Genomic DNA, 17,218 nt, shown 5'->3' with positions numbered 1-17,218 from the left:
TGTCCAGCGAATATCTGTGATAGAGGCTTGACCACATACTCAATATGTCATTAAACTGGTCATACCAAAATATCAAATAAGGGGAGAATGTGGTGAAACGGCACCTGATGGGCGCAACCGCGCTGACCATGTCCATGATGATCGTGTCACCACTGCACGCGCAGGCGGCACCGGCCAAACCCGCCCCCGCCGCGTCCAAACCGCCGGCAACGACCGCGCCGGTCCCTGCCACACCGCCGGCGCCCGAGCCTGACGACATCGTCGTCACCAGCTTCCGCGCCAGTCTCGAGGCCGGCCTCGACATCAAGCGCCAGGCCATCGCCGTCGTCGATTCGATCGTCGCCGAGGATATCGGCAAATTCCCCACGCAGAACATCGCCGAAGCGTTGCAGCGCATTCCCGGCATCGAGATGGTGCGCAATTCCGAAAGCAACGAAGGCAACCGCATCCAGCTGCGCGGCCTTGGCGCCGAATTCACGCTGACCACGCTGAACGGCGCGCAGATCAAGACCACCTCCTCGACGAACATCGGCGGTTCCACCCGGGACTTCAACTATGACGTTTTCCCTTCCGAACTGTTCGCACGGGCCGACGTCATCAAGACGCCGCTGGCGGAATTGGAGGAGGGCGGCGTCGCCGGCGTCGTCAACCTGCGCCTGCCCAAACCCTTCGACCGCCCCGGCCTGAAGATTTCCGGTGGTGTGTCGGGGCAGTACAACACGCTGTCCAAATATTGGAACCCGCGCGGCAACCTGCTGGTCAGCGGCAACTTCGGCGATTTCGGCATCCTGATCGGCGTCGCGAAGTCGGGCAACCGCAACCGTCGCGGCGGCTTCGAATCGACCGGCATGTATTACAGCGAGGCGGCCAACGTCCGCTTCAACCCCAACTCTGCATTCAACGACCTGCGCGGCGGTGCCAGCGTCACCCCGCCGCCCGGCGGCACGAATGGCCTCGATACCTTCCGCCTGGATTACACCAACCCCGCCGCCAACCTGAACGGCGTGTCCCGCGCGGACCTGTCCGAAGCGCTCGTCCCGCGGCTGTTCCGTTCCGTGGCGACGCAGAACGAGCGCGAACGCTGGGGCGGCAACGCCTCGTTGCAGTGGAAGACCGACCGCGTCGATGTCAGCCTCGACATGCTCTATTCAAAGCTCGACGACGAGTTTCAGCGCCACATCCTCGGCTTCCCCACCCGCGGCTCCATCCGGATCGCGCAGGGACCGGCCTTCAATCCCAATTTCCTGGTCAGCAACGGCGCGATCTCCAGCACGAACATCCCGGCCTGGGTTCCGCTGAAGCCCTCCGTCGATGCCAATGGCAAGCTTCAGGGCAGCTTCGGCAACGTCACGCTGCAGAATGCCGATGTCTATACCAAGTCGCGCACGGAATTCTTCAACATCACCTTGAACGGCCGCTTCAAGCTGACGGAGGACCTCACCCTGGTGGCGCAGGCCGGCCAGTCCCGCAGCAAGGCGGAACGGTCGGACAACACGGCGATCATCAACGGCCTCGATGCGCTGCACACGATCACCTTCGATTCCGCGACCGACCCCTTCTTTCCCACCCTGTCGACCAACCGCAGCCTGCTGGACGCCACCAGCTATCGCGAGCTGTTGCTGACCGGTTTCCGCACCCAGGAAAAGGATCTCCAGCGCAATGCCCGCCTGGTCGTCGAATATGATTGGGGCTGGGGCGCGTTCGACGGCAAGCTGAAGATCGGTGGCGCCTATACCGAATCGACGAAGGAGCTTCAGCGCAGCTCGTTCGGCAACGGCGCCAATGACCCCGCCAATCCGCTCAGCCAGTTCGTCGTGCCGGGCGTCGGCCGCTTCGGCGCCCTCACGCCGGCGCAGAAAGCAGCCTATTTCCAGACGATCCTGACCCCGCTCAACCTCAGCGGGTTCAGCAACCAGGGCTCGGCCAATGCGCCCACGTCGTGGCTGTTCGTCAGCCGCGACTATCTGGAAAACACGCTCAACATCGACAGCGCCAACGCCTCCGCGCCGTTCGATGCCAGCACCTCCTTCAAGACGGTCGAGCGCATCAAGGCCCTGTTCGTGCAGACCGATTTCCGCACCGAGCTGTTCGGCAACACGCTGCGCGGCAATGTCGGCCTGCGCTATGTCGACACCACCACCGACATCAACAACTTCGCCCTGCGCGCCGGCGTCGCCACACCGGTGAACATCCGCGGCGGCTACAAGAACTGGCTGCCCTCGGCCTCGGCCGTGTACAATGTCACGGATACCATCCTCGCGCGGGTGCTGTACGGCCGCACGCTGACGCGCAGCTCGCTGCGCCTGATCTCCAGCCCGGTCAGCATTCCCAACCCGGGCATCGCCTCGATCACCATCGGCAATCCGGACCTGGCACCGCAATATGCCAGCAACTGGGATTTCATCGGTGAATGGTATTTCGACCGCGGCGGCGTGCTCAGCGCCGGCTATTTCACCAAGGTCATCACCAACCGCCCGGTCCAGCAGACCGAGACCAACATTCCCTTCAGCACGCTCGGCATTCCCGATTCGCTCTTTTCCTCCCCGATCAACACGGGAAATGGCGTCAATCCGAACGAGCCCTTCACCGTCAACCGTCCGGTCAACCTCGACCGCTACACCGTCAAGGGCTTCGAATTCGCCTATCAGCAACAGCTCCGCTTCCTGCCGCAGCCGTTCGACGGCCTCGGCCTGATCGGCAGCCTCACGCTGATCAGCACCGCCGATCTGCCCTGGACGGCGACCGATGGCACCAAGCAGCGGTTGCGGATCCTGCCGAAATACACGCTCAGCGGCACGGTCTATTACGAAAAGGGCCCGCTGTCGCTGCGCGCCTCCTACACCTATCGCGCCGAACAGTTCGAAGGCGGCAATGTCACCTCCTTCCTGACGCAGAACAACGGCATCGATACGCAGATCTGGTCGAACGGTCGCGGCTACCTCGATGCCTCCGCCGGCTACAAGGTCACCAAAAACATCGAATTCAGGATCGACGCGCAGAACCTGACGAACACGCGGACCTTCCAGTTCGCCCGCCAGAAGGACGGCAAATATGGCGACGAGAAATCGCGCGTCGACAATGCCTTCAAGAACGGCATCAACCTGACCTTCGGGGTGCGGGCGAATTTCTGACCCGCCGCCCGGCCGCGGCAGCCAAAAAAGGAAACGGCGGCCTTCCCCTCGGAAAGCCGCCGTTTTCACGATCCCGACACGCGCCTCACCAGTTCCACATCGTCCCGTCCTCCAGCCGCGCCACGGGCAGCTGCATCGGCCGATAGGGATAGTTCGCCGCCAGCGCCTCATCGATGTCCACGCCATGTCCCGGCGCCTCGCCAGGCGTCATGAAGCCCCGCTCGAAGCCATAGGCGTGCGGGAACACGGCGTCCGTTTCCGGGCTGTGGCGCATATACTCCTGGATGCCGAAGTTCGGCACCCAGCTGTCGAAATGCAGCGCCGCGCCCATCGTCACCGGGGACAGGTCGGTCGCCCCGTGCGCCCCGGTGCGCACGCCCCACAGCGCGGCGAAATCGGCCACCCGGCGCAGGTGGGTGATCCCGCCCGACCCCACCACGGTCATCCGGATATAGTCGATCAGCTGGTGCTGGATCAGGTCCTTGGCGTCCCAGATGGTGTTGAAAATCTCCCCCACAGCCAGCGGCGTTACCGTATGCTGCCGGATCAGCCGGAAGGCCTCCTGGTTTTCGGCCGGGGTCACATCCTCCAGCCAGAACAGCCGGTGCGGCTCCAGCGACCGGCCCAGCTGTGCCGCCTCCAGCGGGGTCATCCGGTGATGGCCATCGTGCAGCAGGTGCACGTCGAAGCCATGGACCTCGCGAAGCCGGTCGAACAGCTTGGGGATGAAGCCCAGATAGCGGGCCGTCGACCAGCTGGTTTCCGTCGGCAACTGGCTGTCGGCCGGCTCATAATAAAGATCGCCGCGCCCTACGCCATAGGCCAGCTTCACGCCCGGCACACCACATTGCGCCCGCACCGCCTGATAGCCGGCGTCGACGTAGCGACCCACCGCCGCCACCGTCTCCTCAATGGTCGAGCCATTGGCATGACCATAGACCATGATGCGGTCACGGCTCCTGCCGCCCAGCAGGTCATACAGCGGCGTTCCCAGCGCCTTGCCCTTGATGTCCCACAATGCCACATCCACCGCGGCGATGGCGCGCATCGTCACCGGCCCGCGCCGCCAATAGGCGCCCCGGTACAGGAACTGCCAGATATCCTCGATCGACCGGGCATCGCGCCCGATCAGCGTCGGGATGACATGCTCTTCCAGATAGGCCACAACCGCTTTCTCGCGGCCATTGAGTGTGGCATCGCCGATGCCGTATATTCCGGCATCCGTCTCGATCTTGAGGGTAACGAAATTGCGTCCGGGCGAACAGACGATCACCTTGGCCGACCGGATGGTCAGGCACGGCAGCGACCGTGGCTTGACCTCGTCCGCCACCTGCATCCCGGACATCGCGTGCATGCTGCTCTCCCGCTTCACCCCGTGATAGCCGCCGAAAACAGGCTTGTCCACATTGGTCTGACCAGATAGGAAGACATATGAACGAAAAGGCACCCTCCGGTCGGCTCTATGAACGGGTTGCGCAGGACCTGTCCGCGCGCATTCTTCGCGGCGAGTTCGCGGTGGGCAAACGCCTGCCGTCGGAACGCGACCTCGCCCAGACCTATGCCGTCTCCCGCCCCACGGTCAGGGAGGCGCTGATCGCCCTCGAACTCGACGGCCTGATCGAGGTGCGGGTCGGCTCCGGGGTGTATGTCACCGCCAACCAGCCCGTCGGCGGCACCGCGGGCGCCACCGACGTCGGCCCGTTCGAGCTGCTGGAAGCCCGCCGCGCCTTCGAAAGCGAGGTCTGCGCGCTCGCCGCCGCGCGCATCACCCCCGAACAGATCATCGCGCTCGAACTTCTGGTGGACGAGATGCGCCGCGAGAACGAGCGCGACGTCGTCATGTCCGAAGATGCCGACCGGCGCTTCCATGTCCAGATCGCCGCCGCCACCTGCAACAGCGTGATGGTCGATACCGTCGAGGCGCTGTGGGCCGCCCGCGCCCGCTCGCCACAAACGAAACTGCTGACGCTGAAGGCGCAGCAGGCCGGCATCATCCCGCGGGAGGACGAGCACAGCGCCATCGTCGACGCGCTGCGCCGCCGCGATCCCGAGGCCGCCCGCCGCGCCATGCACACCCACCTCTCGCGCGCCGTCGATTCGCTGCTCGCCGCCACCGAGGTGCACGAAGTCGAACAGGCCCGCGCCCGCGTCGCCGCCGAACGACAGCGCTATGCCGCGCTCTGAACCGCGCCCGGTCGGGCGATGACCACAACCGGTCCCGTCGTCTGTTTCGGCGAACTGCTGCTGCGCCTGACCGCCCCTGCCGGCAGCATGCTGCTGCAGGATTCATATGTGAACGCGCATTTCGCAGGTGCAGAGGCCAATGTCGCCATCGCGCTCGCCCGCCTCGGCCATCCGGCGCGCCATGTCACCCGCCTGCCGGCCAACCCGCTGGGTGATGCCGCGATCCAGCACCTGCGCCGATACGGCGTCGATACCACGGGATGCCGCTTCGCCGATGGCCGCCTCGGCCTCTATTTCCTCACTCCCGGCGCCTCGCTGCGCGCCGCCCACATCGTCTATGACCGCGCCGGCAGCGCCTTCGCCGGCATCGACGCCGACAGTTTCAGTTGGCCGCCCCTGCTCGCCGGCGCGTCGCGGCTGCATCTCTCCGGCATCACCGCAGCGCTCGGCGCCGGTCCCGCCGCCGCCGCATCGGCTGCCGTCGCCGCCGCCCGCAACGCCGGCATCCCGGTCGCGTTCGACGGCAACTACCGTGCCAGCCTGTGGACCGGCCGCGAGCATCTGGCACCCGCCTTGCTGCGCCCGCTCGCCGCCGCCGCCGACATCCTGTTCGGCGACGCGCGCGACATCGCCCTGCTGCTCGAAACCGCCGTCGCCGATCATGACCGCGCCGTCGCGGCCGCCTTCGCCGCCTTCCCCAACCTCGCCGTCGTCGCGGGCACCCGCCGCACCGTCCTGGGTAGCGACCGGCACCGCCTGTCCGCCCGGCTCGACAGCCGCGCCGGCCATGCCGAAACGGCGGCGGTCGAGTTTCCGGTGGTGGAACGCATCGGTGGCGGCGACGCCTTTGCCGCCGGCGTGCTGCACGCCCTTGCCGAACGGCCGGCCGATCTTGCCCATGCGGCGGAGACCGGCCTTGCGCTCTCCATCCTGAAACATGGGCTGTCGGGTGACGCCAGCCTGACCACCGCCGCCGAGCTCGCCGCCTTCCGCCGCGGCGACCGCGACGTCCGCCGGTGATCCCCCGCCTGCATCCCGGCACCCGCCCGGGCCCGCCACCCCGCTATGACCGCCGCGCCATCCACCGCGGTGTCGTCCACATCGGCGTCGGCGCCTTCCACCGTGCTCACCAGGCGCCCGTCTTCGAAGCCGCGCTGAACGGCGGGGACGCACGCTGGGGCATCACCGGCGTATCGCTGCGCTCCCCCGCCGTCCGCGACAGCCTGCACCCGCAGGACGGGCTCTACACCCTCGTGGAGGCCGGCGGCCCGCGGTGCGACCCCCGCGTCATCGGCGCCCTCACGCGGCTGCTGGTCGCGCCGGAACAGCCGGCGGCGGTCGTGGCCGCGCTCGCCGATCCCGCCACGCACCTCGTCACGCTGACGGTCACCGAAAAGGGCTACCAGCCAGGGCAGGGCAACGCCGCCGACTTTCTCGCCCGGGGGCTGGCGGCGCGCCGCGCGGCCGGCCTCGCCCCTTTCACCGCGATCAGCTGCGACAATCTTCCCGGCAACGGCGGTCGCCTGGCGGCCGCCGTTCTTGCCCAGGTCAGCGACCCGGCGCTGGCCGACTGGATCGTGCGGCGCGGCGCCTTTCCCGAGACCATGGTCGACCGCATCGTACCCGCCACGACGCCCCGGGACGTCGCCGCCGTCGCCCACGCGCTGGGGGTGGAGGACCAGGCGACCGTCCGCACCGAACCCTTCTGGCAGTGGGTGATCCAGGATCGTTTCGCCGGCGAACGCCCGGATTTCCCGGCGCTCGGCGTGCACCTCACCAGCGATGTCCGCCCTTGGGAGCAGGCGAAACTCCGCCTGCTGAACGGCGCCCATTCCGCCATCGCCTATATCGGCGGCCTTGCCGGCATCGCGTTCGTGCACGAATTCGTCGCCGATGCCGCCCGCCGCCGCTTCATCGAAACGCTGTGGCACGAAAGCGCGTCCACGCTGCGCCTGTCCGCCGGCTTCGACCTCGATGGCTATTGCCGTGCGTTGATGGCGCGTTTCGCCAACCCGTCGCTCCCACACCGCACCGCGCAGATCGCCATCGACGGGTCGCAGAAGCTGCCGCAGCGCCTGCTCGCGCCGCTGCGCCATCGCGCCGCCGCCGGGCAGCGGTCCCCGGCGCTTGCCCGCGCCGTCGCCGCCTGGATCCGCTGCGTGGAGGTAGGAACCCTTCTCGACGATCCGCTCGCCGCACAACTCCGCCGCGCCGCCGCGCTTGGCGACGCCGCCGATCGCGTCCGGGCCATGCTGGCGTTGATCGACCCCCTGCCGCTGCCGCCAAGCGCCGAAGCCGAAATCGTCGATGCCCTGGCGCCGCCTCCGACCGGATCACGGCAGGTGACGCTCGAAATTATATGATTTATACCCCCTCCCACCGCTGATCAGGACCGATGATGCCCACCACACCGCCACCGCTGCGCTCCCGCGCCTGGTTCGACAATCCCGACAATATCGACATGACCGCGCTCTATATCGAGCGCTACCTCAACTTCGGCCTCAGCCAGCAGGAGCTGCAATCCGGCCGGCCGATCATCGGCATCGCGCAGACCGGCAGCGACCTGTCACCCTGCAACCGCCACCACCTCGTCCTTGCCGAGCGGGTGCGCGAGGGCATCCGCGACGCCGGCGGCATCGCCATCGAATTCCCGGTCCACCCGATCCAGGAAACCGGCAAGCGGCCCACCGCCGCGCTCGACCGCAACCTCGCCTATCTCGGCCTGGTCGAGGTGCTGCACGGCTATCCGCTCGACGGCGTCGTCCTCACCATCGGCTGCGACAAGACCACGCCCGCCTGCCTGATGGCGGCCGCCACCGTCGACATCCCGGCAATCGCGCTGTCGGTCGGGCCGATGCTGAACGGCTGGCACAAGGGCGAGCGCACCGGCTCCGGCACCATCGTGTGGAAGGCGCGCGAGATGCTGGCGAATGGCGCGATCGACGCCGCCGGCTTCGTCGCGCTGGTCGCCTCGTCGGCGCCGTCGACCGGCTATTGCAACACCATGGGCACGGCGACCACCATGAACTCGCTGGCGGAAGCGCTCGGCATGCAGCTCCCCGGCAGCGCCGCGATCCCCGCCCCCTATCGAGACCGGCAGGAAATCGCCTGGCGCACGGGGAAACGCATCGTCGACATGGTGCGCGAGCAGCTGAAACCTTCCGATATCCTGACGCGGGAGGCCTTTCTCAACGCCATCGTCGTCAATTCGGCGATCGGCGGCTCCACCAACGCGCCGATCCACCTGACGGCCATCGCCCGCCACGCCGGCATCGACCTGCCGCTGTCGGATTTCGAGACCCATGGCCATGCCGTGCCGCTGCTCGTCAACCTGCAACCCGCCGGCGAATATCTGGGTGAGGATTATTACCGTGCCGGCGGCGTTCCCGCCGTGGTCGCCGAACTGATGCGCCACGGCCTCATTCATCAGGACGCGATGACCGCCAATGGCCGCACGATCGGCGACAATTGCCGCGACGCCGTGATCGAGGACGAGCGCGTCATCCGACGGTTCGAAACGCCGCTGCTGAAGGATGCCGGCTTCATCGTGCTCGGCGGCAACCTGTTCGATGCCGCGGTGATGAAAACCAGCGTCATCTCCGCCGACTTCCGCGCCCGCTATCTGTCCAACCCCGCCGATCCCGACGCCTTCGAAGGCCCCGCCATCGTTTTCGACGGACCGGAGGACTACCACGCCCGAATCGACGACCCGGCGCTCGGCATCGACGCCGGCACGCTCCTCTTCATGCGCGGCACCGGCCCCGTCGGCTACCCCGGCTCGGCCGAGGTGGTGAACATGCGCGCGCCTGGCTACCTGATCCGGGAGGGCATCGCCTCGCTCCCCTGCATCGGCGACGGGCGCCAATCCGGCACCTCGGGCAGCCCGTCGATCCTGAACGCCGCGCCGGAGGCGGCGGCCGGTGGCGGGCTGGCGATCCTGAAAAGCGGCGACCGGGTGCGTATGGACCTGCGCCGTCGCCGCGTCGATGTGCTCATCAGCGATGCGGAACTGGCGGCGCGGCGCGCGGCGCTGGCAGCGGAAGGCGGCTATCGCATCCCGCCCGCGCAGACCCCCTGGCAGGCGCTCTACCGCGAAAAGGTCGGCCAGCTCCACACCGGTGCCATCCTGGAGGGCACCGAGAGCTTCCAGCGCGTCGCCGCGGTGCTGCCGCGCGACAGCCACTGAGCGGGGCGGTCGTCAATAGCGGAAGCGCAACGAGGCACCGAACAGGCGGGACGATCGCTTGTCGAAGAATTGCAGGATGTTGACGCTGTCGCGCTGGACAAAGTCCTGGAAGATGAAGCTGCTCCAGCGCTGGTCGAGCAGGTTCTTCGCGAACAGCGTCAACTGCACGCGCTCGTCACGGCTGCCGATGCCGGCGCTGACATCCAGCAGGCCATAGGCGCCCTGGATGGTGTTGGGGTTCTGCGACAGGTCATATTGCACCTTGTCCTGCCACACGAAGGCGGCTTGTCCGAACAGTGTCACCGTCTCGCTCACCGGCGCCTCGTACCGCACCGTCAGGTTGACCTTCAGGTCGGGCGAATTGGGCAGGTCGCCACCAGCCAGGTCGGCCGACTGCACCACCGCGCCGTTGACGATGCGCGTGACGCAGCGCGGGTCGAGCGCGGTCGGCGCGAAACATTGGCCCTGCGGGAAACGCCGGATGGTGGCGTCGGTATAGGACAGGCCGCCGCTCAGGCTCAGGTGCCGGGTCGGCCGCGCGGTCAGGCTCAACTCGATGCCGCGCGTGCGGGTGTTGCCGGCGTTGGTCAGCACGAAGCTGGCGGAAGCGGGGCTGAACGCCTCGGTCTGGAAATTGCGATAGTCGGTCCAGAAGGCGGCCGCCTGGATGAACAACCGGCCGTCGGCCAGATTGGCCTTCAGCCCTATTTCGAACGCGTTCGACGTTTCCGCGTCCACCCGTCCCACCGTCGCCCCCTGCAGGCTCGCGGTCGGCGACTTGTAGCCGCGGGTGTAGGAAGCATAGCTGCTGAGGTCCGGCCGGATGTCGAAACGGGCGGCGACCCGGCCCGACAGCGCGGTCGAATCGGTCGCTCCCCGTGTCGGCCCCAGGTCGGCGCCGAACCCCAGCGGCGGCTGCGAAGGGAAGGGCTGGCTGACGGTGAAGGCGGTGCGGTCATATTGCAGCTGCAGACCCCCGGTCAGCGTCAGCCGCGGCGCGACCCGCACGTCCACCTGGCCGAACGCCGCGGCGGTTTCGGTGTCCACCACCCGGTCCACCGCCGCCCGGCCCGCCGCCGCGCCGAAGGCGGTGGTCAACGGCAGGATGCCCGGCGGCTGACCCCGCAGCAGCGCCGGATCGAAGCAGGGCGATCCCGGCGGCAGCGCCGGCAGCAGGTTGAGGCCGGTGGGGATGCAGACATCGAAGGCGCGTGTCAGGCTGTCCTCCAGTCTCAGCTTGAAGCCATAGAGCCCGGCGACATATTGCACCGGGCCATCGGGCGACGTGAGGCGGAATTCCTGCGAATATTGCGTGATCTTCTGCCGGTTCGCCTGTGTCAGGATGATCGGCCCGGCGGTGCCCAGCGGTGTGATGCCGCCGCTGTACAGCGGTGTCAGGTCGGGACGGCCGTCGACATCGTCGCTGCCGCGCGTTTTCGTGGCGATGAAGGCGCTGATGGAACGCAGCGTGGCGCCATCGTCGGGCCGCCAGGCGAGGTCGAGGATGGCACCGGTCTCGTCGAGCCGCGTGAAGCTGGTGCCGTCGGTCGCCACCTGCCGGTTGCCGATGCCCGCCACCACCGGGCGGATGGCGGCGGCGATCGTAGGATCGCTGACGATGCGGAAGGTCTCGTCCGGCCCCGTTCGGTCGCCACGGCGCGTCCAGACGCTCAGCGTCGCCTCGACGCTGTCGGACAGGTCGAGCGTCGCCTTGCCGCGCACCGTCCAGCTTTCGTCGCCGTTGGTCTTGCGCCCGATCACCGGGTTTTCCAGGAAATCGCCGATCCGCTTGTAGCTGCCCGACAGGCGCAGCCGCAGCCGTTCGCTGACCGGCCCCGATACGGCGGCCTTCACCTGATACTCGCCCTGTTCCACCGCGATCAACTCGGCCTCCGCCTCCAGCCGACGCGACGGCGCCTTGGTGATGACATTGACCAGCCCGGCCGACACATTCTTGCCATAGAGCGTGCCTTGCGGTCCGCGCAGCACCTCCACCCGTTCGACATCGACCAGGTCCAGGAATGCCTGGCCGGTGCGACCGAGCACCACGCCATCGACCGCGAACGACACGCTGGGTTCCGCCGCCACGTCGAAGGCGTCGGTGCCCACGCCGCGGATGCGGATGCGCCCGCCGCCGATGGTCAGCGACGGGTCGAGCAATGTCAGGTCGATGGTATCGACCAGAAAAGCGTTGCCGATCGCGGCGTCGCCGATCACCCCGACCGAGGCCGGCGTGGTCAGCAGCGGCGCATCGCGCTTCTCCGCGGTGACGATGATGGTGGGTGGCGCGGCCTCCACGCGCGTCGCTGTCTGTGCCGCCGTCTGTGTCGATGCCATGCCGCCCAGCGCAAGCAGTAGAACAGTGCTCCCGGATCTGCCCATTCCGCCCATGACCATCCTCCCCCGAGGCGCGCCCGTGTTTTTTTGAACGCGTTCTTTATTTATGTGCCGAAGCGACGAGGGTGGGTCAAGGATTAAATTGAACGCGTTCTCAGAAAGCCACGCAGCGGATCCCGCGCAGCAGCAGATCGATCATGGCCTCGGCAAGCGCCGGCTGCGGCGCGAACGCCCAATGCTCGACATTGACCGGCAGCGCCAGCGCGCCGTGCAGCCCGGCCCACAGCAATTGTGCCATCAGCGCGGGATCGCCCTCACCGGCGCGGTTGTCGCGCTGCGCCTCGTCGATGGCATCACGCATGATCGTGTGGAAGGGCAGTTCAGAGAGGTTGCGCCCCGGCACGGCGGCGGCCGAGTCGGGCCGCACATACAGGAAGGCACCGCGATAGACGTCCGGATTGTCGCGCGCGAAGTCGATATAGATGCGCAGCACCCGCTCGATCCGCGCGATGGGATCGGGGGTCTGCGCGGCAACATCGATCATCTGCTGCACGGTGGCCAGCACGGGGTCGAGCCACAGCGATTCGATCAGCGCCTGCCGGCTGTCGAAATAGGAATAGATGCCGGAGGCGGCCACCCCCACGCGCTGCGCCACCGACCGGATCGACACCGCCTCGACCCCGCCTTCGCGATAGATGTCCAGCGCCGCGTCACGAATGCGCCGCCGCGCTTCGGTCCGCTGCAATTCGCTCAATGCCGGCCGGCCCATGGCCCGTTCCTTGTCCCTGATGTCACCGGCCTTTGTCATAGTGCGACATGGGGGGATTTGGGAACGGTTAGTGCATCGCAGCTTGCAGGTCATGCCGTGCGCGCAGCTCCGCGGTCGGCTGGTCCAGCATCCGCTCCCATTCCGCAAACTGGATGTTGCGCGCCTGCCGGCCCCGTCGCCAGCCATCGCTGATGGCGTCCATCATCGGCACGATCTGCTGCGGATCGAGAAACGTCATCCGCGTCGTCACCACCGACATCCACATCGCGAAATAGGGGAAGCGGATTTGCGCCAGGCAGAAAGCCTGCAAGGCGATCTCCCCCGGCCCGGTCGCGGGATAGCCGGTCAGGACGTGCAGCAGGTCATGCACCTGAAAGCCGCGGATGATGGCGTAGCGCAGCTCGGCAGGCATGCGGTCGAGTTGCCCCGACGCCTGCAACATCTCGTGGAACTGCCTGTAATTGATGGCGATATTCTTCTCGAGGCGGTTGTCCACGATGAAATCATGATAGTCCCGCCCAAGCGTGCCGGCGGGATAGGCGGCCAGCCCGTCCAGGTCGAGCGGCTCGGCGAAATAGTGACGCTCGACGAACTCGCGCTGGTCGGGCAGGCGCGCGAAATCGGCGGCATAGGCGGCAATCGCCGGCTCGGGCGCATAGCGCCACCACTGGTTGAACAGCAGGTGGACGCCGTGCGCGCCGGGATCGTCGTAGGTATTCAGCAGATGCTGTGCGAAGTCGCGGTCAAGGGCAGGGGTCATCGTTGAAATCCCGTTGGAGCATGACGCGCGCATGGCGTCATTGAATTTATTGTACGCGTTCATTTAATTCGGCGCAAGGCCCGCGGTCCGCCGTTCCGCCAAGGCGTACAGGATTTCGCGGTGGCGCGCGCGGGAGATGCTGTAGCGTGAGGCGATCCAGAAGGGCAGCAGGTAGAGCAGGGACACGGCCATGACGGTCAGTCCCAGCCGGCCCGCGGCGCCCGGGGGCAGGGTGGCCGGGGTGACGCCGGGCGGCAGCCTGACCATCAGGTCGAGGAGGATGCCGGCAGCGAGGATTCCCAGCCCGGAGATCGCCTTGTTGGCGAAGGAGATGGCGGCCGAGAACACGCCTTCCTGGCGACGGCCGCTGTGCAGTTCCTGGGCATCGATGGTGTCGGCGATCATCGACACGAACATCACGCCGATGACGAAGGCGAGCGCGATGCGGAACACTTCATTGGCAAGCAGGATGCGCAGCAGCCACGGATCGTCCGCCGGCGGCAGTACGCCGGCGAAGCGCATGCCGATGAAGGCCAGCCCGTTCACGAGACTGATCATCATCGCGGCGATCAACAGGTGCTTCTTGTCCAACCGTTTCTGCAATGCCGGGATCAGGGCGAAGGCGATGATCCCGCCGATCCCGCCGATGGCGAACCAGCGCAGCTGCTCGGGCGTCAGCCCCCAGAAATAGGTCATCATGTAGATGTCCAGCGCTCCCAGCGTGCCGCTGATCGTGGAGGAGAGCAGCAGGCCGATGAAGAGGATGCGGAAATCCGGGTTGCGCAGCGTGCCCAGCGTATCACGCAGCGTCAGCCGCAGGCTGAAGCGGGTGCCGACCGCCGGCTGGCGCAGATAGGGGATTTCGCGCTGGGTCAATGCGGTCGTCAGCAACGCCGCCGCCATGACGCTGAGCGATAGCACCAGCGCGAAGATCGGATAGCCCTGCGGGTTCAGCTGCCCCGGCGTGAAGCGGGCGCTGCTGGGGAAGATATAGGACCAGACGGCGACGGTGAACAGCACCGTTCCGGCGCCACTCACCAGATAGCGCCAGGTCAGCACCTCGCTGCGTTCGGCATAGTCGTCGGTCAGTTCGGGGAACAGCGCCGACCAGGGAATCAGGAAGAAGGTCATCGCCACCCGAGCACCGATGGCGAACAGCGCCAGCCATGCCACCAGCCCGGGGTGAGACAGGCCGGACGGCGGGTTGAAGATGGCAAACAGCGACAGGCCGAGCGGCAGGATCGAGGCGTACATCATGCCGTGCCGTCGCCCGAAACGGCTGCGCAGCCCGTCGGACCAGGCGCCGACCATCGGATCGGTGACGGCATCGACCGCCAGCGCCAGCATCAGCACCAGCGATACCCAGGATGCCGGCAGGCCCAGGATCTGGTTGTAATAGAGCAGCAGGAAGGTGTTGAATGCCCAGGTCTTGAAGGCGTCCGGCAGGCCGCCCAACGCCTGGTAGAATTTGCTGCTGACCGGCAGCCGACCGACCCGTTCGCGTGCCCGGGCAAAAATGATTTCTGGTTGCGTCAACGGCCGGTCCCTCGCGCCATCCCCGGCGCGGACGCAACCTAGACCATCGCGACGGTTTTGTGAACGCGTTCTTTTTATGTCTGCGCGACGGCCGTCACCAGTCGCCGATCGAACCGTCGCGGCGATGACTTTCGGCCACCCAGCGGTCACCGATCGGCATGGCGTCGAGCGCCGTTTCGTCGAGTTCGATGCCAAGGCCGGGGCCTTCCGGGATCGCCGCCCAGCCGTCACCGGTGCTGCGCGGCGACACGGAGGCGAATTTCGCCATGTCATCGATCAGATCGTGGCGATGCTCCAGAATCGAGAAGTTCTGCGCCGCCGCCGCCAGGTGCAGGCTGGCCTGAGCCTGCACCGGACCATTGGGGTTGTGCGGTGCGTAGCCAACGCCATAGGTTTCGGCCATCGCCGCGATCCGGTGCATCTCGGAAATGCCATAGCAGTTGGCGACGTCGGGCTGCACGACGTCCGCCAGCCGCCGCTCGAAAATCTCGCGGAACTGCCAGCGGCTGTTGTAGCGTTCGCCGACCGCCAGCGGCGTGAGGAACTTCTCCTGGCAGCGTTGCAGGGCACCGACATCCTCGGGCGCGGTCGGCTCCTCGATCCAGTGCGGACGGGTGTGCCGGACGGCCGCCTCCATCTGGACCGCGACATTGGGGGTGCAGCGGCCATGGAAGTCGAGGCAGAAAACGCCGTCGGGGCCGATCTCGTCGCGCACCGCCTCGCAGCAGGCGACCACCGTGCGGTAGGCGGCGGGGCCTTCCAGGCTCATCACCGGGGGGAGGGGATAGAATTTGACCGCGGTGTAGCCCACCGCCAGGGCGCCGCGGGCACGCTCGCGCAGCACCTCCGGCTCGCTGGACAGCCCTAGGTTGGCGTAAAGCCAGATGCGGTCGCGCAGCGCGCCGCCGAGCAATTCATGAACCGGCGCGTCATGATATTTCCCGCGAATGTCCCACAACGCCATGTCGATCGCCGAGACGGCGGAACTGAGGATCGGCCCGGCCTTCCAATAGCTGTGGCGCACCATCCGCTGCCAGACATGCTCGATCCGCCGCGCGTCCATGCCCGCAATCAGATGGGCCATCTCGCGCACCGAAGCCGCCACGCCCTCGCACTTGCCGGGCAGCGATCCCTCGCCCCAGCCGAACAGGCCGTTGTCGGTTTCGACCTTGGCGAAGCACAGGTCGCTCAAGGGGCCCGCGACGGCCCAGGCCTTGATGCTGCGGATCTTCATGCGGGCTGCACTTTCGTCATCACGGTCCCGTCCGGTGCGCGTCGCACGACGTTGCGCAGCGGCGGGCCATAGCTGTCGGCGCCGATCTCGATGACGTCGCCATCGTCGACCATGAACCCGTCGGCAAAGCTCAGCACGGCGGTTCCGAGGAAGTGGACATGGACGTCGCCCGGGCGGCAATGACGGGCGTAGCGGAAATGATGATGCTCGAGATTGGCGAGGTTGTGCGTCATGTTCGCCTCACCTGTCGCAAACCGCTTGCGCCAGACTTCGCGACCGGCGCGCAGGATGCGGGTTTCGCCATGAATGTCGGCGGGTGGGGCGCCGACCCTGAGCGCCGGCCCGAACGAACAGTCGCGCAGCTTCGAATGCGCGAGATAGAGATAGTTCAACCGCTCGGTCTCGTGATCCGAAAATTCATTGCCGATCGCGCTGCCGATGCGGCGTGGGATACCGTTGTTGTCGATGACATAGAGCATCGCCAGTTCGGGCTCTTCGCCGTCCGCCAGGGCGAAACCGGGTGAGGGCATCGCCGCCCCCGGCGCAACGATGCTGTCGCCATCGCCCTTGTAGAACCATTCGGGCAGGACGCCGGGCGCGTCGCCCGCGGGCCGTCCGCCCTTCACGCCCGCCGTGAACAGCCGCATGGTATCGGACGCGGCGGCATCGTCGGGCATGTGCATCAACGCGCGGGTGTCGGCGCTGCCGCGATGCGTGAGCCCCGTACCGCTGACGAGGCAGCGGCGCGGATCGGGATGCGTCAGCGGGGGAAGCAGGCGTTCGCCCGCCGCAAGATCAGCAAAGCCCATGGCTGCGCCACCGAACGCATCCGCGCTGTCGATCAACCCCTGTCCGGCGGCCAGGCAGTCGCGGACATGGTCGTAGGTCGAGCGCGACGCCGCATGCGCCCGGACGATATCACCATCGAGCAGCCCGCATACCGCCGCGCCGTTTGCGTCACGGAACTGCACCAGCAGCATCGCCCTTTCCTTCATGTCAATCATGATGGACCGCCGGCCAGGACCAGGCGCGTTGTGATGCCGGCGATTTGAATGACTGATTCCTCCGGTCGCGTTGACGG

General features: G+C 67.0%; 12 protein-coding genes. 5 read left to right on the top strand and 7 right to left on the bottom strand.

Annotation, left to right across the window (positions count from 1 at the left end; genetic code table 11):
* Positions 1-92 precede the first annotated feature (92 nt).
* On the top strand, positions 93-3,131 hold the full coding sequence (locus H3309_RS08275) for a TonB-dependent receptor (protein ID WP_182298331.1): 3,039 nt from the start codon (positions 93-95) through the stop codon (positions 3,129-3,131).
* 85 nt (positions 3,132-3,216) lie between these two features.
* Here the strand turns inward: H3309_RS08275 and manD are convergent, their stop codons facing one another.
* Positions 3,217-4,467 (bottom strand): D-mannonate dehydratase ManD, encoded by a 1,251-nt coding sequence (gene manD / locus H3309_RS08270; protein WP_450097794.1) that lies wholly within the window; start codon positions 4,465-4,467, stop codon positions 3,217-3,219.
* A gap of 95 nt (positions 4,468-4,562) precedes the next feature.
* Here manD and H3309_RS08265 point away from each other — a divergent pair, with 95 nt between their 5' ends.
* Genes H3309_RS08265 through H3309_RS08250 form a run of 4 tightly spaced genes read left to right on the top strand, consistent with a single transcriptional unit; the run spans position 4,563 to position 9,501 of the window.
* Complete coding sequence (locus tag H3309_RS08265; RefSeq protein WP_182298329.1) at positions 4,563-5,315, top strand: FadR/GntR family transcriptional regulator; 753 nt, start codon at positions 4,563-4,565, stop codon at positions 5,313-5,315.
* An 18-nt stretch (positions 5,316-5,333) separates the two neighbouring features.
* Positions 5,334-6,335 (top strand): sugar kinase, encoded by a 1,002-nt coding sequence (locus tag H3309_RS08260; RefSeq protein ID WP_182298327.1) that lies wholly within the window; start codon positions 5,334-5,336, stop codon positions 6,333-6,335.
* Positions 6,335-7,678 carry a mannitol dehydrogenase family protein gene (locus H3309_RS08255; RefSeq protein ID WP_398400272.1) on the top strand — a complete coding sequence of 448 codons (1,344 nt, stop codon included), beginning with the start codon at positions 6,335-6,337 and terminating at the stop codon, positions 7,676-7,678. Before H3309_RS08260 ends, H3309_RS08255 begins: the two co-directional genes overlap by 1 nt.
* A 35-nt stretch (positions 7,679-7,713) precedes the next feature.
* Complete coding sequence (locus H3309_RS08250) at positions 7,714-9,501, top strand: IlvD/Edd family dehydratase (RefSeq protein ID WP_182298586.1); 1,788 nt, start codon at positions 7,714-7,716, stop codon at positions 9,499-9,501.
* A gap of 12 nt (positions 9,502-9,513) precedes the next feature.
* Here the strand turns inward: H3309_RS08250 and H3309_RS08245 are convergent, their stop codons facing one another.
* The 6 genes from H3309_RS08245 to araD1 form a co-directional block, all read right to left on the bottom strand.
* A complete protein-coding gene (locus H3309_RS08245) occupies positions 9,514-11,838 on the bottom strand; it encodes a TonB-dependent receptor (RefSeq protein WP_182298322.1) in 2,325 nt (774 codons plus the stop codon).
* A gap of 154 nt (positions 11,839-11,992) precedes the next feature.
* Entirely contained in the window at positions 11,993-12,646 is a 654-nt protein-coding gene (locus H3309_RS08240; protein ID WP_182298320.1) for a TetR/AcrR family transcriptional regulator, read from the bottom strand.
* Positions 12,647-12,674: 28 nt separating this feature from the next.
* Positions 12,675-13,367, bottom strand: coding sequence for a Coq4 family protein (locus H3309_RS08235; RefSeq protein WP_182298318.1), 693 nt, complete (start codon positions 13,365-13,367; stop codon positions 12,675-12,677).
* A gap of 63 nt (positions 13,368-13,430) precedes the next feature.
* Positions 13,431-14,903, bottom strand: coding sequence for an MFS transporter (locus tag H3309_RS08230; RefSeq protein ID WP_182298316.1), 1,473 nt, complete (start codon positions 14,901-14,903; stop codon positions 13,431-13,433).
* 94 nt (positions 14,904-14,997) lie between these two features.
* Positions 14,998-16,137, bottom strand: a complete 1,140-nt coding sequence (gene dgoD / locus H3309_RS08225; protein WP_182298314.1) for a galactonate dehydratase — start codon at positions 16,135-16,137, stop codon at positions 14,998-15,000.
* On the bottom strand, positions 16,134-17,141 hold the full coding sequence (gene araD1, locus H3309_RS08220; protein ID WP_243453887.1) for an AraD1 family protein: 1,008 nt from the start codon (positions 17,139-17,141) through the stop codon (positions 16,134-16,136). Before araD1 ends, dgoD begins: the two co-directional genes overlap by 4 nt.
* Between the last annotated feature and the right edge of the window lie 77 nt (positions 17,142-17,218).

Source organism: Sandaracinobacteroides saxicola (genome assembly GCF_014117445.1).
Taxonomy (GTDB): domain Bacteria; phylum Pseudomonadota; class Alphaproteobacteria; order Sphingomonadales; family Sphingomonadaceae; genus Sandaracinobacteroides_A; species Sandaracinobacteroides_A saxicola.
Note: the sequence above shows the minus strand (reverse complement) of the source record. Positions and strands in the feature narration are given on the sequence as shown.